Raw genomic sequence first — 26,837 nt, forward strand, 5'->3', positions numbered from 1 at the left:
TAAACCGTGGGAGAATCAAAGGGGTATAATGATAGATTAGAAGAAAAACTAGCATCAGTCTATTCTGGTGGACATGAAAAGTATCATGAAAAAATGAAAGAGCAAAATAAATTATTTGTACGTGATCGTTTAGCATTACTTTTCGATAATGGGGAATATATCGAAGATGGCCGCTTTGCGAATGTAGAGGCAGGGAATTTGCCAGCAGATGGGGTTGTAACTGCAACTGGTAAAGTGAATGGACAAACTGTTTGCGTTATGGCAAATGATTCCACTGTAAAAGCTGGATCATGGGGATCACGTACAGTTGAAAAAATTATTCGCATCCAAGAAATAGCAGAAAAAAATAGAGTGCCAATGCTGTACCTAGTAGACTCAGCTGGTGCTCGTATTACGGATCAGCTGGATATGTTTCCAAATCGCCGGGGAGCAGGGAGGATATTTCATAACCAAGTAAGACTTTCTGGCTTTATACCACAAATTTGTCTATTGTTTGGTCCTTCTGCTGCTGGAGGAGCATATATACCCGCTTTTTGTGATATTGTCTTTATGGTTGAAGGTAATGCTTCCATGTATTTAGGTTCACCTCGAATGGCCGAAAAGGTTATTGGTGAAAAGGTAACACTGGAAGAAATGGGCGGAGCTCGTATGCACTGTACAGTCAGTGGTGTAGGGGATGTACTTGTTTCTACAGAGGAAGAGGCAATTATCGAGGCTAAACGCTACTTAAGCTTCTTCCCGTCGAACTATACAGAAAAACCTAAACAAGTGGAAGCAAAGGCTATTAAAGAAGGAAGAACACTAGAAGAAATCATTCCAGAAAATCAAAATGCACCATTTGATATGTATGAAGCAATAGATGCGATTATTGATGATGGAACTTTCTTTGATGTGAAAAAGCTGTTCGCTCCTGAGCTAATTACTGGATTAGCACGAATAGATGGTAGAGCAGTAGGTATTATTGCCAATCAACCAAAAGCTAAAGGTGGAGTACTCTTTGTTGATTCTGCCGATAAAGCAACGAAATTTATCTCACTTTGTGATGCATTTTCCATTCCACTATTATTCCTAGCTGACGTTCCTGGATTTATGATTGGAACGAAAGTAGAACGTGCAGGTATTATTAGACATGGGGCGAAGCTGATTGCAGCAATGAGTTCTGCAACAGTTCCGAAAATATCTGTTATTGTGCGTAAAGCATATGGAGCGGGTTTATATGCAATGGCTGGTCCGGCATTTGAGCCAGATGTGTGTATTGCTTTACCTACAGCGCAAATTGCTGTAATGGGTCCAGAAGCGGCAGTAAATGCTGTATATTCAAACAAAATTGAAGCAATCGAAGATCCAAAGGAACGTTTAAAATTTGTTCAAGAAAAGCATGCGGAATATAAAGAGGAAATTGATATTTATAAGCTTGCCTCTGAAATGATTATCGATGAGATTGTTGCACCAAGTGCTTTACGTTCGGAACTTGCAAATCGTTTGCGCTTCTATGAAGGCAAACAAATAGTAAATGCACCTCGAAAACATCCGGTGCTTCCTGTATAATATTATTAATGCTAAGGTCTACCTCAGAGGTAGACCTTTTTTGAAAGACTTGAAAGTATATAAAAATGGTAATTGAAAAAATTTGAATAAATAAAGAGCTTTGGAAAAATTATCCGTTTCGCAAGTAAAAGGCAATAGACCGCAAGTAATTTTAGCCTTAGAGCAAGTAAATCACACATGACCGCAAGTAAGTCGTAGGTGAGAGCAAGTAAAGAAAAATTAGAATCGGATTATTCATAATAAATAAGATATGCTTCTTGCGGGCACAAAGTAAGTGTATTTGGTACTCACAATGTAATCACATAGGAAAACGTATGTCTAAAGCCCTTCGAAAACAATAGAAACTGATTTTGAACTCAAAGGGCTGGGAATGTCTTTTCCCGGTTTTTATTAGGATACAGGGGTGAATTTATGAATATTGGAATTGTTGGTGCAGGAGCGATAGGGCTACTATTTGGTGCTTATTTTTCGGAGGTAGGACATCGTATTACTTTCTTAGTTCGAGAAACTAATGTAGACAAGCATTTATACATAGAAAAAAGTAATGAAAATCGGGAACGAATTGTTTGTGAGATTGTTTCGGACATAGCTGATCTACAACGAATGGATCTTATTATTATTGCAGTGAAATATCATCATCTTAAACCATTAAAAAACCAGTTAAACTCTTTACCACTACATATCCCCCTATTATTTATACAAAATGGACTATCACATATAGATTTCCTAGAGCAATTACAACAAGATACAATTATGATCGGATCTGTGTTACATGGTGCTACGAAAAAAAATAACCATACGGTTCAACACTTGGGGGTAGGTCCAACTTATATTGGGTTTTATAAGGGTGAATGGCATTTCATTAATAATATTGTAGAGAAGAATAACGACAAGTTTCCGCTGATTTTAACACCGAACATCGAGCAAATGCTTGTTAAAAAAGCGATGCTAAATTGTTTAATCAATCCATTGACTACCATTGCTTGCGTGACTAATGGTGAACTTATTAACAATGGTTCATATAAAGTTATATTGAGAAGTATGTACAACGAAATGATGGAAGCATTTGAAGAATGGAAAGAAAGACTTACTTGGGATGAAGTTGTGGCGCTTTGTGAGAATACTGGATCCAATCGTTCTTCCATGCTTAAGGATTTTGAGAATGGTCGAATGATGGAGTTAGATACAATAGTTGGAGCTTTACTAGAGAGAGCCACTCTAAGAAAGAAAACATTGCCTATTTTACAGGCGTTTTATTTATTATTAAGTGAAATGAATAAAGAAGGTGATTATAATCGTTAATGTGCTTTCAGTTTTCGTTATATATCCGGTAGTTGTTTTTTTGATTACTTTTCTTTTTAGTAAATACATTTTACGAAAAAGAAAAAAGTCAATTGGAATAGCATCTGATATATCGACTTTATGTTTATATTTTTCTATTACTAATTTGTTTTCTTTTATCTTCTTAAAAGAGATTGGTTGGCATCTAGTTATTTTTTCCATTATTTTTGCTACAATTATGTCGTATCTAGAATGGCGCTCTATAAAAGAAATCGAAGTAATTGCGTTATTAAGGAAAATTTGGAGAATGTTATTTCTGATATTATGCTGTATGTATGCAATTTTATGGTTATTCGGAGTTATCCGATATGTTTTAACTTATATAAGCTAATAATTTTCACACATAAATAGTAAGTGATATACTCTTAAAGTATTTAAGATGATAGCTTTGGTGAATTTTCACCAAAATGAATATGAAAACAACCGAGGTGGAAAAAACGTGCGATTAGAGCAGTACACACAACCATTCGCTTCCTCATTTTACAAGAAATATTTGGAAGATATTACTGGCTTATCTTCTTTCTTTCATTATGAATGGAATCAAAAGGCATTTAATAAAAGGATTCAAGAAGCTGATTTTAGTAAACATAAAAGAACTGAACTTGCTGAAGTGATAACTTCATTTATGAGTAAATATGGTATATCGGCGAAGAGTAAGCAGCATATAGATGAACTTAAAAACAATGGGATTGTAGTTATTGGAGGGCAGCAAGCCGGGATTCTATCTGGACCGTTGTATTCAATCCATAAAGCAATTTCTGTTATTGCATTGGCAAAACAACAAAGGGAAATACAAGGAGTGCCTGTTATACCTGTTTTTTGGATTGCAGGAGAGGATCATGATATTGATGAAATAAATCATGTCTACATAGAAAGAAGTCGAACACTTCAAAAACTTGTTTATCCGGAAAAGTCTAGAATCAAAAAAATTGCTTCCGAATCTACTTTCGATCTACGATTAATGGATGGCTATTTGGATGAAATTTTCAAAAGTTTACCAGAGACCTTTTACACGAAAAGCCTTAAATTTAAAGTCATGGAGCTTTTAGAAAATAACTTAACGTATACAAGTTTTTTTACAGCTTTGATGAATGAACTTTTTCAAGAAGAAGGGTTACTTTTATTAGATGCTGCATATGAACCTTTAAGAAAACTGGAAAGTGATTTTTTCCAATTACAAATATTACATTCTGCAGAAATAGCTAAGGTTGTATTTGAACATGAAGGAGAAATGGAGCGAGAAGGGTTTGGTACTCCAATACAAGCGAAAGAATCAGCGGCTCATTTATTTTATATTGAAGAGGGAGAACGTTTTTTGCTTGAAAGAGTCAACGATCGATTTATCTATGAGGCAAAGGGAATATCGTTTACACTAGATGAAATGATGGTAATTGCTAGAGAGCATCCCGAGAGGTTAAGTAATAATGTAGTGACTAGACCGATTATGCAGGAAATGGTCTTCCCGGTGTTAAGTTTCATTGCTGGACCTGGTGAAATTGCTTATTGGGGTACACTTAAAACAGCATTTGAGCTTTTTGATATGAAAATGCCAGTTCTTATGCCACGAATTAGTATTTCTATTGTCAATGCCAAAACGCAATCGTTATTAGAGAAGTTATCCTTTACTATAGAAGATGTGTGGGATGGATCACTGCAAGATGCTAAGTTGAATTACATTAATAATAATCGTAATGAAGAAATCCCTCGTTTGGTTGAAGAAATAAAAGAGGATCTTATAGAAAAGTATGAAAAGCTTGAGAAACTTTTAATGAACGATGGGTTAAAGTTGTCTCCTTTAGTGCAAAAGAATTTACTTAACCATGAAAAGCAGCTGAAATTCATCCATAATGCAATTGAAGATACATTCCTAAGTAAGTTAGATGCGACTATTAATCGCTATGATCGTATTAGTATGAATCTAGTGCCAAACGGTGGACTACAAGAACGAACATTTACACCTATTCAATTGTTGAATGAGTATGGTCCATCTCTAATTCAAAAATTATTAGAGGTTCCTTATGAATTTAATGGTAAACATCATGTGATTTATTTATAATTCTATGCCCCCACTTTCCTAAGTGGGGGATTTTTTATGAGATAGGGAAGTAAATGAAAATTTCCTGTGAACACTGAGTTCCAGGCACTTTCAAGAATGTGTAATCCTGCTGATTCCCGTTTCAGGTGGACGCTTTACTCGGGCGTTACCTTAGCGTCCCCGCTTTGCGCAAGGTCTTCGCCTGACACTATTCCCGTCGGAGTCGTTACCTTGCACTACAATCAATCAAGTTTTAGAGGGTGATCAAATTATTTGTAATCGCTTTTATACGAGAGTAAGTGTTTGCACTATTAAGAAGTGAACAGCCAAAGAAATTATATTTTTCATGAGCTTACTCTAGGAATAGTTAGTAGCTTTCTCTAGTTATCCAAAAATGTACTAACCTGTTTCTAAAAGTTGTAGAATGGCGACGGACAGACAAATGCCATAAGATTACCAGTTGCTTTAAAAAACAATTGGACAAAGTTAGAAACAGGTTTTGAACTATAAGGACCAGGCGTCTATTTGCGTGGTTTTTCTTATAGCGAAAGGATTAAATTTTATGTTTATTACTTAGTGGTTTTGTATTTAGAAGATTAATATCTATCTAATAATACTGGTGATTTCCGTTTTACACGGAAGCTTTTGACTCTAATGTAAATCCCTAAAATTGCTATGGAATAATATTGCAGAACGACTGACCTAAGAGCTCATAAAGCGATAGAAACAGGATTAGATCTGAACGATTCTGATTTTTGTATGAGACGAACTTTTTTCCAACTACCATGCCAATTATCCAATTAAGCACCTTATTTTTGATTCGGTGGTTTATTTTAATGGAATCTCCCCCACATTCTGAGGAATTTCATCTGCAATTTTTGAAAAGGTTGTAATCATTATATAAAAACCGGCCAAAATTCTAACTTTTATAAGTCTTAAAGTTCTAGGAATACTTTGTTGAAATTGCTAGAAATCCTGTCTCAACAAGTACTATTTACACATTTTAAAGAAATATTGTCCTGTTTTAAAAAAAACGGTGGAGGAAAGTGGGGCGATGTGGTATGTTAATGACATAAAGTGGGGTGAGTAGCATGTTCATGGGCGAATATCAACATAACGTTGATGCGAAGGGACGGTTAATAATTCCTTCAAAATTCCGAGAGCATTTAGATGACAGTTTTGTCTTAACGCGTGGTCTCGATAATTGCTTATTTGGTTATCCTATGAATGAATGGCGAAAACTCGAAGAAAAATTAAAAGAACTCCCAGTTACTAAGAAAGATGCTCGTGCATTTACTCGTTTTTTCTTCTCAGGTGCAACCGAAGTAGAAATAGACAAACAAGGTCGTATTAATATTCCGATCAACCTCCGTAGCTATGCAAAAATGGACAAGGAATGTATCGTACTTGGAGTATCGAATCGTCTTGAAATATGGGCAAAAGATGCTTGGGAAAATTATTTTGTGGAATCTGAGGATTCTTTCAATGATATTGCAGAAAATATGATTGGCTTTGACATATAACTTTTAACTAGTAGGGGTTTTCTCCCCCACTGAATTAGGTTAAAGTATCTGGTGGATTTAACATCGAGTTAAATGATATAAATCTGAACAGAACTACGCCAAGGTTAATTTAATAAAGAGGAGGGGACAGCTTGTTTCATCACACAACCGTATTATTAAAAGAGACAGTAGATGGACTAGCTATTCGTCCTGATGGGATCTATGTGGATTGCACACTAGGCGGAGCTGGCCACAGTGAGTATTTAGTACAACAATTAAATGAAAAAGGTAGACTTATTTGCTTTGACCAAGATATGACGGCTATTGAAAATGCCAAGACAAAACTTGCACCGTTTTTAGATAAAGTTACTTTTGTACATGCTAACTTTCGTTATTTAAAAGATGAACTTTACCAAATTGGTGTTGAAAAAGTCGATGGGATTTTGTATGACTTAGGAGTATCATCTCCACAATTGGATACTCCTGAGCGTGGATTCAGCTACAACTATGATGCACCCTTAGATATGCGTATGGATCAATCAAGTGAGTTAACTGCTTATCATGTAGTCAACGAATGGTCCTATGAAAAACTGCTCAAAATATTTTTCCGTTACGGAGAAGAGAAGTTTTCCAAACAGATAGCGCGTAAAATTGAAAAGGCTAGAGAGATAGAGCCAATTGCTACCACATTCCAACTCGTAGAATTAATAAAAGAAGGCATACCAGCAGCTGCTAGAAGAACTGGAGGACATCCTGCGAAGCGTATTTTCCAGGCAATCCGAATTGCAGTAAATGATGAATTAGGAGCGGCAGAAGACTCCCTTGAAGATGCTATTAAGCTCATCAAAGTCGGGGGAAGAGTAAGTGTTATTACTTTCCACTCTTTGGAAGACAGACTAACTAAAACAATTTTTAAGGAAGCATCTTCTATACCTGATTTACCTCCAAATTTACCAATGATTCCTGCAGGCATGGAACCAATGTTAAAGCTGGTTACAAGGAAACCTATTGTCCCGTCGGAGGACGAATTAGCGGTAAATAATCGTTCCCGTTCAGCAAAGTTACGCATTGTGGAAAAATTAATCGAAAAGGGGAGTGTCTAAATGGCTATTCGTAAACATCAGTCACAAACATACATAACTCGGCCTTCTTACCCTGAACAACCACTTGTAAAGAAGCCGGCAAAACAACGTAATAAACTGATTTCTCGAGGAGAAAAAATCCTTTTTATTGGGTTATTAGCTATAGTTACCATTTTGTCTTTAATGATTATTCAAACTCAAACCGCTGTACGGGCAACAACTACCGATATTTCTCTACTTGAAAAGGAAATTGACTCTACTGTGAAAAAGAATACCGACTTGTCTATACAAGTAAATGAATTATCTACCTATGATCGCATTTGGAAAAAGGCGGAAGAGCTCGGTTTGAAACTGAATGAGCAAAACGTAAAGGTAGTGCCAGGACAATGAATAAGAAATTTCGTTTTCAATGGGGAGCCTTTCTAATGTTTTTACTATATGGAGGGCTCTTTTTTTTATTACTTAGTCGCTTTGTATTTATACAGTATACAGGCACAGCCGAAGGACAAGAATTATCAACAAAAGCAGAGAATAAATATAGTAGAGAACAAACACTTCAAGCTAGTAGAGGTAAAATAATTGATCGTAATGGTGAAATTATTGCGCAGGATACACTTAGCTATAAAATGATTGCTGTGATTAGTCCAAGTGCCTCTAATAATAGTAGTGTACAAAGACATGTTACTGATACGGCAAAGACTGCTAAAGTATTAGCGAATTATATAGATATGACAGAACAAGAGATTATTAGTTTACTAGATAAAAATATAAAAGCTGAGAAATATCAAGTGGAGTTCGGAAAATCTGGTAGAGATATTAACAATCAATTAATGGAAGAGATTAAAAGTAACAAACTACCTGGAATTATTTTTATCGAAGATTTGAAAAGATTATATCCTAATGGTCAGTTTGCTTCCCATTTAATAGGTTTCGCTCTAAAAGAAGAGAAGGAAGATGGGACAGCTGAACCTGTCGGAAAAATGGGGCTTGAATATATTTATGATGAAGAGTTAACAGGTACTCCTGGTAAAGTCGAATTCAAAAGTGATACTAAAGGTTTTTTACTTCCGAATGCTGAAAAAATGGTAACAAAGGCACAGGATGGTTTGGATATCCAGCTCACACTAGATAAGACCATTCAGAACTTTTTAGAAGAATCTATGAATAAAGTGCAAGATAAGTATGAACCAGAAAAGATTACGGCAGTTGTTGCAGATCCGAAAACTGGGAAGATATTAGCTATGTCCCAGCGACCTACCTTTGAACCGAATACAAGAGAAGGATTATCCACTAACTGGTTAAATGAAGTAACAGAGCAGACAATTGAACCAGGATCTACCTTCAAAGTATTCACACTAGCCTCTGCAATTGAGGAGGGGGTATGGGCACCTAATGCTACGTTTAAGTCTGGATCCTATACGATTTATGATAGAACGATTCGTGATCATAACGTAGTAGGGTGGGGTAATATAACGTATTTACAAGGTTTCCAACGTTCATCCAACGTATCAATGGCTTACTTACTGAACCAAATAGGAGAGGAAACATTCAATGAATACATTAAACTCTTCGGATTTGGACAGAAGACGGGAATTGACCTCCCCAATGAAGCCTCTGGAATTATAGCAGATTCTGGACCAGTTGAACGAATTACTACAACTTTTGGTCAGGGTACAACTGTTACACCTATACAAATGGTCCAGGGTATGACTGCTATAGCAAATGAAGGTAAAATGATGCAACCCTATATTATTGAGCAAATTGTCAATCCAAATACAAATGAAGTAGTGGAGAATCACAAACCGACTGAAAAAAAATCTCCAATTTCTAAAGAGACTGCACAGCAGGTAAAAGAAATACTGGAAAGCACTATAACGTCAGAAATAGGTACTGCTAAGAAATTCAAGTTAAATGGATATACATCAGCTGGAAAAACTGGAACTGCTCAAATAGCAAAACCTGGCGGTGGTTACTATTGGGGAAGAAATGATTTCCTATATTCTTTCATAGGGATGGCTCCAGTTGAGGACCCGCAGTTAATCGTATATATCATGGTACATCGACCTAATTTGGAGCCAACTGAATCAGGTTCCGAAACGACATCAGAAATTTTCAACTCGGTAACAGAAAGAAGTTTAAAATATTTAAATATCGAGCCGGAGAACACGGAACTTGCAAAACCAATTAAAATGCCTAATGTAATTGGAGAAAATATAATTGAGAGTCAAAGTAAACTTGAAGCAGAGGGTTTAAAAACAGTAGTTATCGGTCAGTCGGATAAGGTGGAAGAACAGTATCCTGTGGCTAATGTATCGACTATTTCAAATAGCACAGTCTTTATCAAGGGACAGGGAGACATTCAATTACCAAACTTTAAGGGCTGGTCAAAAAGAAATATAATGTTATATAAATCATTATCAAAATTACCTATTGAAATTGTTGGAGAAGGGTTTGTAACAGAACAGAGTTTGACTGGAGGATCGATCGTAACGGCTGACACTCCCATAGTCGTAAAACTTGCCACTCCTGATGTAGTAACGAATATGGAAACAAGCAAAGAAGAATCACTTACAGATTTACCTCAGGACTAAAAGAGGGATAGAATAGTTAGAGTCATTTTCTCATAAGTTATCTAAAACGGACTAAAGGGGAATTGGCAATTTCAAAATTAAAACAAATTGTACGTCTACGCATGATTTGGATTATGATTATTTTTTTATTCTTATTGGTACTGTTCAAGTTAGTTCAACTTCAATTTTTTCAGTTTGATGAACTTACGACGAAAGCGAAAGAAAGCTGGGATAGAGAACTACCTTACGCATCGCTGCGTGGGAATATTTTGGATCGTAATGGTGAAGTAATTGTTGGCAATAAGCTTTCACCTACCTTGTTTTATATGCCATCTCAAAATGATGATCCAGAACAAGTAGCTGATGAAATTGGTCCTTTAATTGGCATGGACAAAGGTGAGCTTTTAGAGCAGATAAACAAAAGAAGCTACTTGGTAAAGATTGCACCAAAAGGAAAAAATATTTCAAGTGAACTTGCAATGGACATACAAGATAAGAATATTAAAGGATTGTATGCAGGAGTAGATTATATAAGAGACTATCCTTATGGTAATATGTTATCTAGATTAGTAGGATTCACTGGATATGATGCACAAGGGCTTGCTGGAATCGAATATCAATATGATTCTATTTTAAAAGGGGAGTCTTCTGCTGTGCGAATGTTTACCGATGCCAAGGGAGTACCGCTTCCTCATGTGGATGATGGCTGGAAAAATGGAGTAAAAGGTAATCATGTACAGCTTACCGTGGATTTAGATATTCAGAAAGTAGTTGAACGTGAACTTACTCAAGCTATGCAAAAGTATGAGGCGACTCAAGCGATTGCAATCGTCATGAATCCGAAAAACGGTGAAATATTAGCTCTTGCTTCTGCTCCTAATTTTGATCCATCTTCATACCAAGAGGTGGACTCAACTATTTATAACAGAAACTTACCAGTCTGGATGACTTTTGAACCTGGTTCAACTTTTAAGATTATTACATTAAGTGCCGCATTAGAAGAGAAAGTAGTAGACTTAGAGGAAGATCATTTCCATGATATCGGGTATACAATGGTCGAGGGAGCGAGACTCCGTTGTTGGAAACGTGAAGGACATGGAGATCAAACATTCCTAGAGGTTGTTGAAAATTCTTGCAACCCTGGTTTTATTGAACTAGGGAATAGAGTAGGTGCAGAGAAACTGTCGGAGTACATACGCAACTTTGGCTTTGGTGAATCTACAGGATCAGGGATGGCTGGGGAATCAACGGGTATTCTATTTAGTAAAGAAAACTTTGGACCAGTTGAACATGCTACAACATCCTTTGGTCAAGGGATATCTGTTACACCTATCCAACAAGTTCAAGCTGTAGCCGCAGCAGTTAATGGTGGATATCTATATAAGCCATTTATTGTGAAAAATACAATTGATGGTGAAACAAACGAAATATTATCAAGTAGTGAGCCAGAGATGAAGCGTCAAGTGATTAGTGAGGAAACTTCAGCCATTGTACGAGATGCTTTGGAACATGTTGTTGCGGAAGGATCAGGTAGAAACGCGTATCGCGACCAACTTCGCATTGGTGGTAAAACAGGAACAGCACAAAAAGTTCAAGACGGGCGGTATATGGAAGGGGAATACATTGTTTCCTTTATAGGATTTGCACCTGCTGATAATCCTGAGCTTATTGTATATGTGGCAATTGATAACCCAAAACATAGCACTCAATTTGGTGGAGTCATTGCAGCACCAATTGTAGGTCAAATTTTGGAAGATTCAATGAAGACTAAGGGTAGTGGCACCCAATTGGAAAAAGAGTATAGATGGGGAGATGTGGAACAAGTCCGTACACCAAACCTAGTAGGAACGAAAAGGAAAGAAATTACGTCCTATATGTATCCATTTACTATTGTTTGGCATGGTGAGGGAGACGAAATAATTTCTCAGCTACCAAAAGAAAATGGGCTCATCCCATTAGATGGAACAATACATGTCTACACAAATAAATAAAACAGTACATTCATTATTAGTTGATCGTATTTAAGGAGATTTTTTCATGACATTGTCTACAACGGTTATTACACTTATTGTTAGTTTTTTAATCACTATTATTCTTGCTCCAATAGTTATTCCGTATTTAAGAAGAATGAAATTTGGTCAAAGTATAAGAGAAGAAGGCCCACAGTCGCACCATAAAAAGGCGGGTACTCCTACAATGGGAGGACTAATCTTTTTAGCATCTATTATTATTTCTACACTTGCTCTTTCATTTTATTTTGATCAGTTAACGACTCAGTCAATTGTTTTATTAGTTATCCTGGTAGGATTCGGTGTAATTGGGTTTTTAGATGACTTTATAAAAGTAGTATTGAAGAGAAATCTGGGTTTAACTTCTATTCAGAAACTAATTGGTCAGATTCTTATTGCGGTAATTGCGTATTTCTTACTAAAGCAAGGTCCGTTTGATACAACCATTGAAATACCATTTACACAAATGGAACTAGCTTTAGGACAATTGTATATTGCGTTCCTAATATTTTGGTTAGTAGGGTTTTCAAATGCTGTCAATTTAACAGATGGCTTAGATGGTTTAGTAGCAGGAACTGCAACGGTTGCTTTTGCGACATTTGGTGTTCTAGCACTTGCTTATGAACAAACAGATATAGCTATATTCACATTCAGTGTTTCGGGTTCACTTTTAGGGTTTTTATTATTCAACAAAAATCCAGCAAAAGTGTTTATGGGAGATACGGGTTCTCTAGCATTAGGTGGCGCACTAGCAATGGTATCCATTCTAGTTAAACATGAATTGTTATTACTTCTAGTCGGTATTATTTTTGTAATTGAAACATTGTCGGTAATTTTGCAGGTAATTAGCTTTAAAACAACCGGAAAACGTATATTTAAAATGAGCCCAATTCATCATCATTTTGAATTATCAGGTTGGAATGAACGTAAAATAGTTACCGTTTTTTGGGCAATAGGTTTTATAGCTGCAATGATTGTAGTCTGCTTGGAGGTTTTGTAATATGAAGAAATTACCAATTGTATTTCATAAAAAAATACTCGTTTTAGGATTGGCGAAAAGTGGTACTGCTGCTGCAGAAATTCTTCATGATTTAGGAGCTTTTGTTACCGTAAATGATTCAAAGCCATTTGAGCAAAATGAAAACGCTCAGTATTTGTTGTCCAAAGGGCTTACAGTTATTTGCGGAAGTCATCCGGAAGATCTTTTAGACGAAGGGTTTAGTCTTATCGTCAAAAATCCGGGGATACCTTATACCAATCCAGTCGTTGCAGAGGCAAATAAAAGAGGTATTCCAGTATGGACAGAGGTAGAACTAGCGTATCGTATTAGCGAAGCTCCTATGATAGGAATTACAGGGTCAAATGGGAAGACAACAACAACAACATTAATATTTGAAATGCTTGCAGCTGCCAATAAAAAGCCAAAAATAGCTGGAAATATTGGGACGGTGGCAACTAGTGTTGCAAAAGAAGCAACAGAAGACAATATTATCGTCACTGAATTATCTTCGTTCCAACTAATGGGTACAGAAGACTTAAAGCCTAAAGTTTCCGTATTGCTTAACTTGTATGAGGCCCATCTAGATTATCATAGGGATTTTCAAGAATACACAGATGCTAAATTTAAAATTACCCAAAAACAAGATGCTAGCGATTGGCTAGTTTTTAATGGGGAGCAGCAAATTGTAAAAGATTATGCCCAAAAAAGTAATGCATCCAAAATACCTTTCTATGTAAGTCTTAAAACAAAGGATGGTATTAGTGCGGATGATTTATATGTTTACTGGAACGGTGAACAATTATTTAATAGATCAATCATCGCGCTACGAGGTAAACATAATTTAGAAAATGCATTAGCAGCTACTGCTACTGCACTTATGATGAATTGCTCTGTGGAAGCTATTATACAAGTATTGTCGACGTTCCATGGGGTTAAGCATCGCACACAGTTTATCAAGGAGTGGAAGGGACGTAAATTCTATAATGACTCAAAAGCTACCAATGCACTTGCTACTAAAAGTGCATTGGAAGGATTTACGGAGCCGGTTATATTAATAGCAGGTGGTGTGGACCGTGGACATTCATTTGATGAATTAATACCATACTTACATCGTGTGAAAGCATTAGTCCATTACGGAGCAACTAAAGACAGACTACAAAAGTTTGGAGAAGCACAGAGAATACCTTCTGTAGTTAGTGTTCAAACATTAGGTGAAGCATTTGAAATGGCAACTGAGTTGTCATCGGAAGGGGATATTATATTATTATCTCCCGCTTGTGCAAGTTGGGACCAATATGAAAGCTTTGAGATACGTGGCGAAGAATTTATCAATCGAGTTATTTCTTTAGAAGAGTAATGAAAGGATGACCTAAACGAAAGATACAAGAAAATTTATTTTCCTATCTTCTGTACTGTTTTTATCCATCATAGGTATATTATTTGTTCATTCAGCCGGTTCCTATTGGAGCGAAGTCCATTATAAAGGACAAATGCCTTTTGCGTTAAAACAAGCTGCATATTTAGTTGTAGGGATCTTTGGAGCATTTATTATTCAAAAATCGAGTTTCATACGGTCAGATGGATTTTGGAAAGGTTTATATATAGTTGCAATTGTTATGCTAATCGGCGTTTTGATTCCAGGCATTGGAGTTGTTCGAAATGGATCTCAAAGCTGGATTTCACTTGGTTTTATGAACTTTCAACCAGCTGAGTTAGCTAAAATAGCTGTTTTAGGAGTTTTGGCAAGCACCCTTGCAAATGAAAAAAATTCTAGGATGAAAATGTATATTCAAAGTGCGGTCCTGTTATTATTACCAATTGGTTTTATCATGGTTCAGCCAGATTTTGGTTCAGCATTTGTCTTGGTTGTTGCTGTATTCTTTTTATTGTTCGCAGCAGGTCTTCCGTTTAAGTTCTTCCTCTGGATAGGCTTGAGTGGAATTGTTGCTTTTGTGTTATTAATTGTTTCAGCACCATACAGACTTGTACGAATTCAAGCTTTTTTAGACCCTTGGAACGATCCTTTGGGCTCTGGGTTTCAAGCTATACAATCATTGCTTGCAATAGGACCAGCTGGATTATTCGGGTTTGGTTATGGAAATAGCCGCCAGAAGTTTTTATATTTGCCGGAACCTCAAAATGATTTTATCTTTTCTATTCTATTAGAAGAGGCAGGTTTCATCGGGGGATTCATCATCGTACTTGCCTTTGTGACTTTCTTTACGACTAGTTTCACAATGGCTGCACGTGCAAAAACACGTGAACGCCAGCTGATGATTATCGGATTTACTTCCCTGTTGGCAGTACAAACATTTTTAAATATGGGAGTAGTTACTGGACTGTTACCAGTGACAGGAGTGACTTTACCATTCATCAGTTATGGGGGATCGTCATTAGTGATGACATGGGGGATTATTGGAATTATTTTAAATTTAGCCAAAGAAACTGATAAAGAAGGGGGGCGGTAGAATGGAAAAAATTATTGATATTGAAGATCGTATACCTACACTAAAAGAGCGAAGAAGACGTAGAACAAACAAAAAATTTTCCATTCTACTTTTTCTCTTTGTAACTACTTTGTTGATTGTTTTATATTTCCAATCATCTTATAGTCAAATTCAAACAATCTCATTAGATGGTGCAAAACTAGTTCCAGAGCAATTGTACATAGAAGAAAGTACATTGGTTACTGGTGAATCGATGTGGAGTTTTAATGAAAGTAAAATAGAAAATCTATTGGCAGGGAATGCCTGGGTAGAATCAGTGCATGTCCAGCGGAAGTGGTTAACATCCGTTCATATACAGGTGAATGAGTTTAATCAAATAGGATACCTTGAGGAAGGCGATTTTCTTCATATTATTTTAGAAAATGGGCAGATTATTAAAACAGATGGACAAGTTATTCCTAAGGATGGTCCCATATTTACTGGGTTTGAAGATGAGAAAATACGTCAAAGAATGATTAAAGAGTTAAAGCTCTTAGACAGTGAAGTGTTAACGGGTATTTCACAGATTAAATATACACCAACCGAAAACGATGCCTATTCTATTCAAGTGTATATGAATGATGGCAATGAGGTTCAAGCAATCATTCCATCATTTGGAGAGAAAATGAATTACTACCCGTCTATTGTTTCTCAACTGAATCCAGAAGTGAAAGGGATTGTAGATTTAGAAGTAGGAACATTTTTTCAACCATATGTAGATGTGTACAATGTACCAGAAAAGGAGGAGGTTGTGGAAAATGAGGAAGACCAAACTCCTTAAAGTACCGTCTAGGGGACTTATTACTATATCGATGGTAAGTTTAGTGTTAGGATTTATACTTGCATATTCGTATAGCATCTCCTCAGATGACACAGATGAAAACGCTTCAGATGTCTCGGGGTTCCAACAGCAAGAAAAATATAGAGAAAAATTAGTAGAACAAAAAGAACGAAATAAAGAACTAACGGAAGAAATTATCGTAAAGCAGCAAAAAGTTCGAGATTATGAACAATCTTTTGTAGAGAGTGAAGAAAGTGTGGAAGAGCTAGTTGAGGAAGCAGAATTACTTCGATTATTAATTGGTGATATTCCATCACAAGGAAAAGGAATTACTGTTTCGTTGGAAGATGGGGCATATAATCCTTCTCAAGAAAACCCAAATGATTACATTGTACATGAGAGTCATGTTTTTAAAGTGATCAATGAATTAAAAATATCAGGTGCAGAGGCTATATCGATTAATGGTCAGCGGCTTCACGCAAACTCCTATATACGATGTACTGGACCTGTAATTGTGGTTGATGGGAAAACCTTTCCTGCCCCATTTACAATAGAAGCAGTAGGAGATCCCAAAGTTTTATTCGCCTCCGTAAACTTAGGTGGAGGCGTTGTAGATCAACTTACTAGTGATAATATAGTGGTAACCGTCGGAGAAAAAGATTTAATAACTATGCCTGCTTTAAGGGATGATGATTATAGCTAACCAAAAGGAGGCCGAATAATGAAAAAAACCGTCTATATTCGGTTCACCATAATTTTGTTAATAGTGGGTTTTATGTTAGCAGTACAATATAACACCGTTCAAAATCCAGAAACTAGAGACACACGAGACATATGGGCTATTCGTCAAGAATTGTCCAAAGAAACCGAAACACACTCAGAGTTACTATCTGAAGTATATATGTTAGATCAGACAATCCTTAAATATGGGAATATGGTGAGTGAAAGTGCTGCGTTTGCTTTAGAGGATACAGTGGTGCAACTAAAGGAAGATATTGGGCTAGTAGATTATACTGGTCCAGGGCTTACTATTAAAGTAGAACCATCCTTAGAAAGCATTGCACTTGGACAACCTGTAGAAGGTATTTCACCAGACCTACTTATTCGTCTAATCAATGAAATCAATCGTTTTAAAGCTAAAGATATTGAAGTTGACGGTAAACGTATAATATATTCTTCACCAATAAGAGATGTAAATGGTAAAACTACAGTGAATAATATACCTGTAAGAAATGCTCCATTTATGATCAGAATTGGAACTTCTACCTATGATGAAGCACAAAAAATGTACAATCAGTTAGAGGCTTCTACAATCGGTGATGACTTCTATATCGATAATTTAAAACTTAAGATTGGTGAGCCAGAGCAGATTATCAGGATTTCAGCTTATGACCAACCAGTGAACAATCATTTCTTAAAAGAAGTACCAGAAGGGGAGTCATGAAATGTGGTTGCCATTATTAGGACTGATACTTGGGATTTCCCTCGGTTTATTAACTGAAATGCAGGTTCCAGAAATATATGAAAGCTATTTATCAATAGCAGTATTGGCTGCACTTGATACTTTATTTGGTGGAATACGTGCCCATCTACAGCATGTTTATGATGATAAAGTATTTGTTTCAGGATTTTTCTTCAACATTGCTCTTGCTGCAGCTCTAGCATTTTTAGGAGTCCACTTAGGGATAGATTTATACTTGGCTGCAATTTTTGCGTTTGGAGTACGATTATTTCAAAATATAGCAGTTATTCGTCGAATAATGTTAACCAAATGGTCAGAAAGAAAAAAACAATAGATTTTATATAGTAATTGACTATTTCTTTAGAAAATTTTAGACTTTATACTATTTTTACACTAGAATAATAAATAAAGAGTTTACAGGAGGTGCCACGGGTTGAATCAATCAGAATTATACGTATCACTAGATATTGGGTCGTCATCAATCAAGGTCTTAATAGGCGAAATGAATGATGACTCGCTGCATGTAATAGGTGTAGGAAATGTTAAATCAAATGGAATAAGAAAAGGCACCATTGTGGATATAGATGCAACCGTACAATCTATAAAAAAAGCTGTTAATGAAGCCGAAAGAATGATTGGTATGTCTATTAATGAAATAGTATTAGGCATCCCAGCAAATATGGCGAATATACAAAATGTTAAAGGAGTAGTCGCTGTTAATCGTGAGGATAGAGAAATTACGGATGGAGACTTAGAACGTGTGATTGAGTCTGCTCAAGTAATGTCTATTCCTCCTGAGAGAGAGCTTATTAATATAGCACCAAAACAGTTTATCGTCGATCACTTAGAGGAAATTAAAGATCCAAGAGGGATGATTGGCACCCGCTTAGAATTAGACGGTATTATGATGACTACATCCAAAACAATTTTACATAACGTGTTAAGATGTGTGGAAAGAGCTGGTCTCCAAATAAGGGAGATTTATTTGCAACCTTTAGCTGGTGGTCATTTTGCATTAACTGAAGATGAAAAAAATCATGGCACTGCTTATATTGATATAGGCGGGGGTTCCACAACGATTGCCATTTTTAATGAAGGTCATTTAATTAATACTTCTGTTATTCCGGTAGGTGGAGATCATATTACAAAAGATTTATCTATTGTACTGAAAACACCAACCGAACAAGCAGAAATGATTAAACTAAAATATGGACATGCATTCTATGATGATGCTTCGGATGATGAATTATTTGAAGTACCTGTAATAGGAGCTGATATGAAGGAACAATACTCGCAACGTTATATTGCTGAAATCATCGGAGTTCGACTTGAAGAGCTATTTGAACTAGTTCTGGAAGAATTCTATCGACTTGGTTTACAAGACTTACCAGGAGGAGTAGTGATTACTGGCGGAGTTTCTAAACTGGAAGGCTTAGGTCAGTTGGCAAGACATATACTCCAAACAAGAGTAAGACTATATACTCCAGATTATATTGGGGTTCGTGAGCCACAATATACGACTGCAGTTGGTCTTATAAGATATGCCTATAAAGAAGATCTTTTCTATGGTAAAATTGGTAGTAGCCATGCATTAGCGCATTCGGTTCCAAATGAAACAGTTGCGGTGTCAAAAAAACAAAAACAAACTGCGCAAACAACCAATGAACACAAAGATAGCCCAATGACAAAAGCAAAAAGATTTTTTGACAAGTTTTTCGAATAACAAACCCTTTATCATAGCAGAGAGAGCATAGGAGGCAATAGCATGTTAGAATTTGAAACAAATGAAGATCAATTAGCGATCATTAAAGTTATTGGAGTAGGTGGTGGCGGTAACAACGCTGTAAATCGAATGATTGAACACGGTGTTCAAGGAGTAGATTTTATTGCTGTTAATACAGATGCACAAGCTCTCAATATGTCAAAAGCCGAAGTAAAACTACAAATTGGTGGAAAACTAACTCGCGGTCTTGGTGCAGGAGCGAATCCTGAGGTAGGGAAAAAAGCTGCGGAAGAAAGTAAAGAACTGATAGAAGAAGCTTTAAGAGGCGCAGATATGGTATTTGTCACAGCAGGTATGGGTGGCGGCACAGGTACTGGAGCAGCACCAGTCATTGCTCAAATTGCACGTGATTTAGGGGCATTAACAGTTGGGGTAGTAACACGTCCATTTACTTTTGAAGGTCGTAAACGTTCTACACAAGCAGTTGGTGGTATTAGCATGATGAAAGAGTCAGTTGATACGTTAATCGTCATTCCAAATGACCGTTTGTTAGAAATCGTAGATAAAAACACACCAATGCTAGAAGCATTCAGAGAAGCGGATAATGTACTACGTCAAGGGGTTCAAGGTATTTCTGATTTGATCGCAGTACCTGGTCTTATCAATCTTGACTTTGCAGATGTTAAAACAATTATGTCTAACAAAGGTGCAGCACTTATGGGTATCGGTATTTCTGCAGGAGAAAATCGTGCTGCAGAAGCTGCGAAAAAGGCTATTTCAAGTCCACTTCTTGAAACATCAATTGATGGAGCAACTGGTGTCTTGATGAATATTACTGGTGGTTCAAACTTAAGTCTGTTTGAAGTTCAAGAAGCGGCTGATATTGTTGCCTCTGCTTCAGATGAAGAAGTTAATATGATATTCGGTTCGGTTATCAATGATAACTTGAAAGATGAAATAGTTGTTACGGTAATTGCAACTGGATTCAACGAAGAACTTATCACACAAAAACAACCTCGAAGCACAGGTTTCGGTGGCAGCAGAACGCCACAACCATCTGTAGCACCAATCCGAGAACAGCGTAAAGAAGAAGTGCAACAACAAGCACCTCAACAAGAACGACATGTATCTCATAACCAACAAGAGGATGCATTAGATATCCCAACTTTCTTAAGAAATCGTCAACGTAGAAACTAATATAAAGATTAAAGCAATCACTTCGGTGGTTGCTTTTTTTGAATAAAGTATAATTTCCCGTGTTAAAAGGACTCCTTATAAATTAGGAATATTCCAGTCGAAACAGTGAATAGAAACACCTATTAGTAGTATGGTTCTACATGTTTTGGCCATGAATCGATAAAAGTTTTGTAAAAGTTTTCCACTACGCAAGTAAAAGGTAATAGTCCGCAAGTAAATATAGACTTTGAGCAAGTAAAACTTTAAGACCGCAAGTAAGCCACTGATGGGAGCAAGTAAACAATAGGTGAGAGCAAGTAAAGATATATTAAGATCAAATTCTGTATTAAATATAAGGATAATTTTTGATTCCTGAGCTTAAAATAAGTTTTTGGTAATTTGAGTGGTATAGAATATAACGATTACAAACAGAGCTCTTAGATTTGGGTTATCAAGCATCCAAAAAGGCATTTCTTATATATTTCTACACTAAGAAAAAAGTATACGACAAAAAATAGCTGGTATTTGCCTTATAGATTAACGGTAGAGCTCCCGAAATTTTATTTTCGGGAGCTCCCTCTTTGAATTGAAGAGTATCTTATCTTTTGTTATCCCACTAACCTGTTTCTAGAAGGTATAAGGGTGACGGACAGAAAAATGCCATAAAACTACTGAGAAAACAGATGCTGGTGGTGACGTTCAGTCACCACCAGCCTAATTGGCATCTTTTTTTGTATTTCTTAACTCTTATTATTTGTCGTAAAAAAAGAACGTTTTTGAACGGTCTTTTGACAAATTTCTTAAACTTTAGATGCTAAGCTTTAGTCAAAAGGAGGGAAACTATGTATGCGGAAGTAATGATTGTAACCAATACTTTTTTCAATTATACCGTTTTGGCATTTGCCAATAAAATTGGGTGGATTGAAAATCAGAAAAGGTATTTATTCCTATCTGCTCTAACGGCTGGAGTAATCACAGTTGTTTTCTCTCATTCTATGAGTACAATATTTTTATCTTTTTTTGTAATGATTGCGATTGCTTTTTGGAAAAAACGTTCGCAAATAGGAAAAGCAATTATTTTAACGTTACTGACTAGTGTTTTTGCTGGCGGTTTACTTACAGCTATTGCTCCTTTGTATGACAATAGTAGTAATTTGTTTATGATTATGAACTTTGCGTTGATTGCAACAGGTGGTCTATATTTGCTGACCAAACATGTCCTTCATCTGAATATTACTCACGGAGAAAGAGAGCTTCTATATCCATCTAACGTTTCGTTATTTGGTATTTCTAAGGAGCTGACACTTTTTATAGACTCAGGAAATGTGTGTACGGAACCGTTGTCCAATGATCCTGTCCACTTTGTGGCAGCTGAAATGTTGCGGGAGATTCTACCACATGCGTTATTTGAAGCTATTAGTAATTGGGAGTTTGATGGAAGAACCGGATTGGACAAGATTTCAAAAGAATATGCAAGTAAATTAAGATTAATTCCAATTGCAACGATTCACAAACATAAAACATGGGTTGTTGGTATTAAGTATGATCAATGGATGATAGGAGATCAGGCATTACCAAAAGGTTATATTGTTATGACGAAAGCAAGAGAAAAGTTTCCACATGGGGCGGATGGGATATTACATAGTTCCTCATATTTTCATTTGAAAAAAAGGAGTGTAGGATAATGCTGATGAATTGGTTGCGTAAGATTTACTATTGGGTACTTTCCTTTAGAAGAAAAAGTGTACATTATATTGGTGGCAATGAATCATTACCTAAACCATTATCGAGAGAAGAAGAACGAGAGATGCTACTGGCGTTTATGGATGGAGATGAACATGCTAGAGATGTATTAATTGAACGAAACTTAAGATTAGTTGTTTACATTGCGAGAAGATTTGATCAGACAAATACTAATATAGAAGACCTTATTAGTATAGGTTCAATCGGACTTATTAAGGCTGTAGAGACGTTTAATCTAGAAAAAGGTATTAAGCTCGCAACTTACGCATCAAGATGTATAGAGAACGAAATTTTAATGCATTTACGTAAGACAAATCGTATGAAGTCAGAAGTCTCTTTTGATGAACCTTTAAATTCTGATTCTGACGGGAATGAACTATTACTATCAGATATTTTAGGTACTAGCGAGGATTTAATCATTGAAGATGTGGAGAAAAAACTAGAGCGTCAACATGTATTTGAAGCAATAAATTTACTAGGGAATAGGGAAAAGTACATTATGCAATGTCGGTTTGGTTTAAATGGTAAAGAAGAAATGACTCAAAAAGAAGTAGCTGATCATTTAGGTATTTCGCAATCATATATATCACGTTTAGAAAAAAAAATCATTTTAGATTTAAAGGAGCTGTTAAACGAACCAATTGCCTAATGGGTGAAATTGGATAGAAACGTATAGAATAATCTTTTCTTTCCCGGACAAACTGACTTAGAACAATTAAAAAGTCCGGAGGAAGATCTATGACGAGAACAAAAGTTGAATTATGCGGCATTGATACATCTAAGCTTCCTTTACTTAAGCATGAAGAAATGAAAGAATTGTTTATCCGTTTACAATCTGGTGAAGAATCTGTTAAAGATGAACTGGTAATGTGTAATTTAAGGCTAGTTTTAAGTCTAGTTCAAAGGTTTGCTTACCGAGGAGAGCAAGCAGATGATTTGTTTCAAGTTGGTTGTATTGGGCTCATCAAATCAATTGAGAATTTCGATTTAAAGCATAACGTCCGTTTTTCTACGTATGCAGTTCCTATGATTATTGGAGAAATAAAAAGACACTTACGTGATCATCATTCAGTACGAGTATCAAGATCGTTAAGAGATATTGCATATAAAGCTATGAAAGCAAAGGAACAGTTTATCAACGAACATTTACAAGAACCAACCTTGGATGACTTGTCAAAAGAGCTAGATATTTCAGTGGAGGATATATTAATTGCTTTAGATGCTATTCAAGATCCTGTATCTTTACAAGAGCCAATATTCAGTGATGGTGGAGACGCTATTTATATGATGGACCAATTATGCGATAATGATGTATCCGAAGATCAATGGGTAACTTATTTTACTGTGAAGGATAGTTTTCAGAAGCTAGATACAAGACAAAAGAAAATATTAACGAAGAGAATTTACTATGGAGCTACACAAACAGAAATAGCAATGGACTTAGGTTTATCGCAGGCACAAATTTCAAGATTAGAGAAAAGTGCCTTATCAACTATTCAAAGCCAATTGAATCCATAAGTTATTTAGCAAAAACGCTTTTTCTTTTTAGAAGAAGCGTTTTTCTGTTGTTATAAATTTCTTAAGAACAACAAGTTAGCTTGGTCCGGCAGAAAACACTTAAAAAATCATATAGGTAGTTACAAGTAGGATTCCGTATTTATGCATTAGAACGAAGCGTTTAAGATCTGGATTTTTTTCTTTTTAGAAAAAAAGCGTTTTTTTCATTTTCATTCATATAATGAATAAAGGGGGTTAATGATGAAATTTTCAGATGCGCAGCAAAAAGAAGTAATAGAAGCAAAGAGTGGGCAATTACTCGGCTATATTGTAGACGCAGAAATTGATAAAGAAACTGGTTATATTATTTCATTTTTAGTAGAAGAAAATGGAGCGTATCCAACTTTTTTTAATAAAAAAAGAGACACAAAGAAAATAGCCGTACAAAATATAGCGATAATTGGAAAAGATGTTATAATTGTATCAAAAACATAGACTTACAATGTTCATCATTGATAAAACGGCTTTTCATTGATACAATAAACAAAAACAATTGATGAAAAGTTGGGTTTCGAATGACAAACGTACAACAAAACTTAGAACAAATTCAACAGCGTATGCAAAATGCATGCGACCGAGGTAATAGAAAGTTAGAAGATATTACATTAATAGCAGTAACAAAAGAAGTTTCAGTTAGTCGAACAAACGAGGTAATAGAAAATGGTATTCGGCATTTGGGAGAAAATCGACCAGAGGGTTTACAGAAAAAGTTAGATGCCATTTCTAATGATGTTGGGTGGCATTACATAGGTTCATTGCAAACAAGAAAAGTTAAATCAGTTATTAACCATATAAATTTCTTGCATTCATTAGACCGGATGAGTTTAGCGGATGAAATTGAGAAAAGAGCTACCTCCACAAAGGATTGTTTTGTACAAGTAAACGTATCCCAAGAAGAGTCAAAACATGGGCTTGCTTTTGAAGAAGTAGAAGCATTTGTAGATCAGCTTAAAAACCATAAACGTATTCGCATTATTGGATTGATGACAATGGCACCTAATACGGAAGATGACACAATCATTCGAAATGTTTTCCGCAGATTGAAACAACTCCAAAGTAAAATTGCAGCTAAACAAATAGCAGGCGCCCCTTGTACAGAACTTTCCATGGGAATGTCTGGGGATTATGAGATAGCAATAGAAGAAGGTGCAACATTTATTAGAGTCGGAACAGCATTGGTTGGAAAAGAGAGGGAGGGAATTGTATGAGCATGAAAAACTGGATGAAAAACTTCTTCTACTTAGATGAAGATGAGGAAGCATCAGAAGCGCAGCAACCAAGACCTCAGCAGCAAAAAACAGTTGATAATAATATAAAGCAACAAACTGTAAAGTCTGCTCCTAAAGAACGTAAATTTAATACGATTCCAAAGGATATGAACACTCCTAATCTCGTTAGTATTCAAAATGTCCAAAAGTCATCAAAAGTAATATTGATAGAGCCGAGAGTGTATGCAGAAGCACAAGATATATCTGAACACTTAAAAAGTAAAAAGGCTGTAATTGTAAATTTGCAACGAATTGATAAGGAGCAGGGAATTCGAATAATCGACTTTTTAAGTGGGACAGTGTACGCTTTAGGTGGAGACATACAAAGAATAGGTACGGATATATTCCTTTGTGCACCAGATTCTGTTGAAGTCGATGGTGCAATATCGGATTATTACTATAATGACTTAGATTAACAGAGGAGTATTTAAATTATGGGATTAGTTTTATCTTTAATAAGCTGGGGTGTTCAAATTTATACGTATGCATTAATAGCGTATATTTTAATGTCATGGGTTCCGAGCATTCAACAATCAGGTTTTGGAAAGTTTTTAGGGAAAATATGTGAGCCATACTTAGAACCATTTAGAAAAATTATTCCTCCATTAGGGATGATTGATATCTCACCAATTGTGGCAATTTTTGTATTAAACCTAGCAATGACAGGCATATATTATATAGCTAATATAGTTGTCTAACCTCACTTTCGTGGGGTTTTTTACTATAGTCGAAAGGGAAATATTAAAATGGAAAATGTATTGCAACATTTTAGAAAAGAAGAACAGCCATTTATAGAACAGGTTGTGAGTATGATGCGGGAAGTTGAGGATCGATATGCTCCTAAGTTGACGGACTTTCTAGACCCAAGGCAGCAATTTATCGTAGACTCGATTCGTAGGCAATATGAAGAGATTGACTCTAGCGCTCAAGGTGCACTAGAGGATGCGGAGAGAAGAAGAGTCTTATTGTTTCCTTCTTATTTTACTCCATCTGATAACGATTTCTCTTCGAAAGTAGTGGAAGTTCATTATCCTACTAAATTTGTTACGCTAAAGCACAAGGATGTTCTTGGTTCAATGATGTCACTAGGAATTGATCGTAGTAAATTTGGTGATATACGCGTACAAGATGGAGCCATTCAGTTCGTCGTTGCCTTAGAGGTTTTAGATTACGTTCGAGCTAATTTCACATCCATTGGGAAAGTGAAAGTTCATATAAATGTGATAGAAAATCCAATCGATTATTTTGTTCAACAGGAGGAATGGATAACTGATACTTTAACGGTTAGTTCCCTTAGGTTAGACACAGTGATTGCGGCAGTTTTTAATATTTCTCGTCAAAAATCTGCATCCCTTATTCAAGCTGGTAAGGTCAAAGTGAACTGGTCAGAAAAGGATCAGGTATCTCTTGAGTTACAAGAACTTGATTTACTTTCTATTAGAGGGCATGGAAGAGTAAAATTAATAATGATCGAAGGAAGAACAAAAAAAGATAAATTACGACTACAAATAGGCAGGTTAGAACTTAAAAGTTAATTTTTATAAGAATATTTCA

General features: G+C 35.9%; 26 protein-coding genes. All 26 read left to right on the top strand.

Annotated elements, in window-relative coordinates; genetic code table 11:
- Window positions 1-6 precede the first annotated feature (6 nt).
- The 26 genes from MKY29_RS06435 to MKY29_RS06555 all read left to right on the top strand — a co-directional run bounded on the left by MKY29_RS06435 (window position 7) and on the right by MKY29_RS06555 (window position 26,818).
- Window positions 7-1,548 (top strand): acyl-CoA carboxylase subunit beta, encoded by a 1,542-nt coding sequence (locus tag MKY29_RS06435; protein WP_340879336.1) that lies wholly within the window; start codon window positions 7-9, stop codon window positions 1,546-1,548.
- A 411-nt stretch (window positions 1,549-1,959) separates the two neighbouring features.
- On the top strand, window positions 1,960-2,850 hold the full coding sequence (locus tag MKY29_RS06440) for a 2-dehydropantoate 2-reductase (RefSeq protein ID WP_241596049.1): 891 nt from the start codon (window positions 1,960-1,962) through the stop codon (window positions 2,848-2,850).
- A 1-nt stretch (window position 2,851) separates the two neighbouring features.
- Window positions 2,852-3,220, top strand: coding sequence for a DUF3397 domain-containing protein (locus tag MKY29_RS22000; RefSeq protein ID WP_445677869.1), 369 nt, complete (start codon window positions 2,852-2,854; stop codon window positions 3,218-3,220).
- Window positions 3,221-3,280: 60 nt separating this feature from the next.
- Window positions 3,281-4,945 (top strand): bacillithiol biosynthesis cysteine-adding enzyme BshC, encoded by a 1,665-nt coding sequence (gene bshC / locus MKY29_RS06445; RefSeq protein ID WP_340879339.1) that lies wholly within the window; start codon window positions 3,281-3,283, stop codon window positions 4,943-4,945.
- A gap of 1,070 nt (window positions 4,946-6,015) precedes the next feature.
- Window positions 6,016-6,447 carry a division/cell wall cluster transcriptional repressor MraZ gene (mraZ, locus tag MKY29_RS06450; RefSeq protein ID WP_090562848.1) on the top strand — a complete coding sequence of 144 codons (432 nt, stop codon included), beginning with the start codon at window positions 6,016-6,018 and terminating at the stop codon, window positions 6,445-6,447.
- Window positions 6,448-6,578: 131 nt separating this feature from the next.
- Window positions 6,579-7,529 (top strand): 16S rRNA (cytosine(1402)-N(4))-methyltransferase RsmH, encoded by a 951-nt coding sequence (gene rsmH / locus MKY29_RS06455; RefSeq protein WP_241596044.1) that lies wholly within the window; start codon window positions 6,579-6,581, stop codon window positions 7,527-7,529.
- Window positions 7,530-7,898 (top strand): cell division protein FtsL, encoded by a 369-nt coding sequence (gene ftsL, locus MKY29_RS06460; RefSeq protein WP_090562841.1) that lies wholly within the window; start codon window positions 7,530-7,532, stop codon window positions 7,896-7,898.
- A gap of 35 nt (window positions 7,899-7,933) precedes the next feature.
- Window positions 7,934-10,099, top strand: coding sequence for a penicillin-binding protein (locus MKY29_RS06465; protein ID WP_340879340.1), 2,166 nt, complete (start codon window positions 7,934-7,936; stop codon window positions 10,097-10,099).
- Between the two features lie 101 nt (window positions 10,100-10,200).
- On the top strand, window positions 10,201-12,069 hold the full coding sequence (locus MKY29_RS06470; RefSeq protein ID WP_090563574.1) for a penicillin-binding transpeptidase domain-containing protein: 1,869 nt from the start codon (window positions 10,201-10,203) through the stop codon (window positions 12,067-12,069).
- A 46-nt stretch (window positions 12,070-12,115) separates the two neighbouring features.
- Window positions 12,116-13,087, top strand: coding sequence for a phospho-N-acetylmuramoyl-pentapeptide-transferase (gene mraY / locus MKY29_RS06475; RefSeq protein WP_090562838.1), 972 nt, complete (start codon window positions 12,116-12,118; stop codon window positions 13,085-13,087).
- 1 nt (window position 13,088) lies between these two features.
- The gene (gene murD / locus MKY29_RS06480; RefSeq protein WP_340879341.1) at window positions 13,089-14,444 is read left to right on the top strand and encodes a UDP-N-acetylmuramoyl-L-alanine--D-glutamate ligase; all 1,356 of its coding nucleotides are present in this window, start codon (window positions 13,089-13,091) and stop codon (window positions 14,442-14,444) included.
- Window positions 14,445-14,499: 55 nt separating this feature from the next.
- The gene (locus tag MKY29_RS06485) at window positions 14,500-15,555 is read left to right on the top strand and encodes an FtsW/RodA/SpoVE family cell cycle protein (protein WP_340880817.1); all 1,056 of its coding nucleotides are present in this window, start codon (window positions 14,500-14,502) and stop codon (window positions 15,553-15,555) included.
- Window position 15,556: 1 nt separating this feature from the next.
- Window positions 15,557-16,354, top strand: a complete 798-nt coding sequence (locus tag MKY29_RS06490; RefSeq protein ID WP_090562830.1) for a cell division protein FtsQ/DivIB — start codon at window positions 15,557-15,559, stop codon at window positions 16,352-16,354.
- Window positions 16,332-17,057 carry a DUF881 domain-containing protein gene (locus MKY29_RS06495; RefSeq protein WP_340879342.1) on the top strand — a complete coding sequence of 242 codons (726 nt, stop codon included), beginning with the start codon at window positions 16,332-16,334 and terminating at the stop codon, window positions 17,055-17,057. The genes MKY29_RS06490 and MKY29_RS06495 overlap by 23 nt, the downstream gene beginning before the upstream one ends.
- Window positions 17,058-17,075: 18 nt before the next feature.
- Complete coding sequence (locus tag MKY29_RS06500) at window positions 17,076-17,798, top strand: DUF881 domain-containing protein (RefSeq protein WP_093494400.1); 723 nt, start codon at window positions 17,076-17,078, stop codon at window positions 17,796-17,798.
- Between the two features lies 1 nt (window position 17,799).
- Window positions 17,800-18,150, top strand: coding sequence for a small basic family protein (locus MKY29_RS06505; RefSeq protein ID WP_093494401.1), 351 nt, complete (start codon window positions 17,800-17,802; stop codon window positions 18,148-18,150).
- Window positions 18,151-18,249: 99 nt separating this feature from the next.
- Window positions 18,250-19,539: a cell division protein FtsA gene (ftsA, locus tag MKY29_RS06510; protein WP_093494402.1), complete on the top strand. Its 1,290-nt coding sequence runs from the start codon at window positions 18,250-18,252 to the stop codon at window positions 19,537-19,539.
- Window positions 19,540-19,581: 42 nt separating this feature from the next.
- Window positions 19,582-20,736: a cell division protein FtsZ gene (gene ftsZ, locus MKY29_RS06515; protein ID WP_093494403.1), complete on the top strand. Its 1,155-nt coding sequence runs from the start codon at window positions 19,582-19,584 to the stop codon at window positions 20,734-20,736.
- Between the two features lie 821 nt (window positions 20,737-21,557).
- Window positions 21,558-22,400 carry a sigma-E processing peptidase SpoIIGA gene (locus tag MKY29_RS06520; RefSeq protein ID WP_093494404.1) on the top strand — a complete coding sequence of 281 codons (843 nt, stop codon included), beginning with the start codon at window positions 21,558-21,560 and terminating at the stop codon, window positions 22,398-22,400.
- On the top strand, window positions 22,400-23,107 hold the full coding sequence (gene sigE / locus MKY29_RS06525) for an RNA polymerase sporulation sigma factor SigE (RefSeq protein ID WP_090562808.1): 708 nt from the start codon (window positions 22,400-22,402) through the stop codon (window positions 23,105-23,107). Before MKY29_RS06520 ends, sigE begins: the two co-directional genes overlap by 1 nt.
- Before the next feature lie 89 nt (window positions 23,108-23,196).
- A complete protein-coding gene (gene sigG / locus MKY29_RS06530) occupies window positions 23,197-23,976 on the top strand; it encodes an RNA polymerase sporulation sigma factor SigG (RefSeq protein ID WP_090562806.1) in 780 nt (259 codons plus the stop codon).
- A gap of 240 nt (window positions 23,977-24,216) precedes the next feature.
- Window positions 24,217-24,450 carry a YlmC/YmxH family sporulation protein gene (locus MKY29_RS06535; RefSeq protein WP_090562803.1) on the top strand — a complete coding sequence of 78 codons (234 nt, stop codon included), beginning with the start codon at window positions 24,217-24,219 and terminating at the stop codon, window positions 24,448-24,450.
- An 80-nt stretch (window positions 24,451-24,530) separates the two neighbouring features.
- Window positions 24,531-25,223: a YggS family pyridoxal phosphate-dependent enzyme gene (locus MKY29_RS06540; RefSeq protein ID WP_093494406.1), complete on the top strand. Its 693-nt coding sequence runs from the start codon at window positions 24,531-24,533 to the stop codon at window positions 25,221-25,223.
- Window positions 25,220-25,699, top strand: a complete 480-nt coding sequence (locus tag MKY29_RS06545; protein ID WP_241596038.1) for a cell division protein SepF — start codon at window positions 25,220-25,222, stop codon at window positions 25,697-25,699. Before MKY29_RS06540 ends, MKY29_RS06545 begins: the two co-directional genes overlap by 4 nt.
- A gap of 18 nt (window positions 25,700-25,717) precedes the next feature.
- Window positions 25,718-25,981 (top strand): YggT family protein, encoded by a 264-nt coding sequence (locus MKY29_RS06550; RefSeq protein ID WP_093494408.1) that lies wholly within the window; start codon window positions 25,718-25,720, stop codon window positions 25,979-25,981.
- Between the two features lie 48 nt (window positions 25,982-26,029).
- On the top strand, window positions 26,030-26,818 hold the full coding sequence (locus MKY29_RS06555) for a YlmH family RNA-binding protein (RefSeq protein ID WP_340879343.1): 789 nt from the start codon (window positions 26,030-26,032) through the stop codon (window positions 26,816-26,818).
- Window positions 26,819-26,837 lie beyond the last annotated feature (19 nt).

Source organism: Psychrobacillus sp. FSL K6-2365 (genome assembly GCF_038003165.1).
Taxonomy (GTDB): domain Bacteria; phylum Bacillota; class Bacilli; order Bacillales_A; family Planococcaceae; genus Psychrobacillus; species Psychrobacillus psychrodurans.

Bases quoted from the DNA above. Each gene is read 5' to 3' on its own strand.
- MKY29_RS06440 (WP_241596049.1), top strand. From the start codon at position 1,960: ATGAATATTGGAATTGTTGGTGCAGGAGCGATAGGGCTACTATTTGGT.
- mraZ (WP_090562848.1), top strand. From the start codon at position 6,016: ATGTTCATGGGCGAATATCAACATAACGTTGATGCGAAGGGACGGTTA.
- ftsL (WP_090562841.1), top strand. From the start codon at position 7,530: ATGGCTATTCGTAAACATCAGTCACAAACATACATAACTCGGCCTTCT.
- MKY29_RS06465 (WP_340879340.1), top strand. From the start codon at position 7,934: ATGTTTTTACTATATGGAGGGCTCTTTTTTTTATTACTTAGTCGCTTT.
- MKY29_RS06470 (WP_090563574.1), top strand. From the start codon at position 10,201: ATGATTTGGATTATGATTATTTTTTTATTCTTATTGGTACTGTTCAAG.
- mraY (WP_090562838.1), top strand. From the start codon at position 12,116: ATGACATTGTCTACAACGGTTATTACACTTATTGTTAGTTTTTTAATC.
- murD (WP_340879341.1), top strand. From the start codon at position 13,089: ATGAAGAAATTACCAATTGTATTTCATAAAAAAATACTCGTTTTAGGA.
- MKY29_RS06490 (WP_090562830.1), top strand. From the start codon at position 15,557: ATGGAAAAAATTATTGATATTGAAGATCGTATACCTACACTAAAAGAG.
- MKY29_RS06495 (WP_340879342.1), top strand. From the start codon at position 16,332: ATGAGGAAGACCAAACTCCTTAAAGTACCGTCTAGGGGACTTATTACT.
- MKY29_RS06500 (WP_093494400.1), top strand. From the start codon at position 17,076: ATGAAAAAAACCGTCTATATTCGGTTCACCATAATTTTGTTAATAGTG.
- MKY29_RS06505 (WP_093494401.1), top strand. From the start codon at position 17,800: ATGTGGTTGCCATTATTAGGACTGATACTTGGGATTTCCCTCGGTTTA.
- ftsZ (WP_093494403.1), top strand. From the start codon at position 19,582: ATGTTAGAATTTGAAACAAATGAAGATCAATTAGCGATCATTAAAGTT.
- MKY29_RS06520 (WP_093494404.1), top strand. From the start codon at position 21,558: ATGTATGCGGAAGTAATGATTGTAACCAATACTTTTTTCAATTATACC.
- sigE (WP_090562808.1), top strand. From the start codon at position 22,400: ATGCTGATGAATTGGTTGCGTAAGATTTACTATTGGGTACTTTCCTTT.
- sigG (WP_090562806.1), top strand. From the start codon at position 23,197: ATGACGAGAACAAAAGTTGAATTATGCGGCATTGATACATCTAAGCTT.
- MKY29_RS06535 (WP_090562803.1), top strand. From the start codon at position 24,217: ATGAAATTTTCAGATGCGCAGCAAAAAGAAGTAATAGAAGCAAAGAGT.
- MKY29_RS06540 (WP_093494406.1), top strand. From the start codon at position 24,531: ATGACAAACGTACAACAAAACTTAGAACAAATTCAACAGCGTATGCAA.
- MKY29_RS06545 (WP_241596038.1), top strand. From the start codon at position 25,220: ATGAGCATGAAAAACTGGATGAAAAACTTCTTCTACTTAGATGAAGAT.
- MKY29_RS06550 (WP_093494408.1), top strand. From the start codon at position 25,718: ATGGGATTAGTTTTATCTTTAATAAGCTGGGGTGTTCAAATTTATACG.
- MKY29_RS06555 (WP_340879343.1), top strand. From the start codon at position 26,030: ATGGAAAATGTATTGCAACATTTTAGAAAAGAAGAACAGCCATTTATA.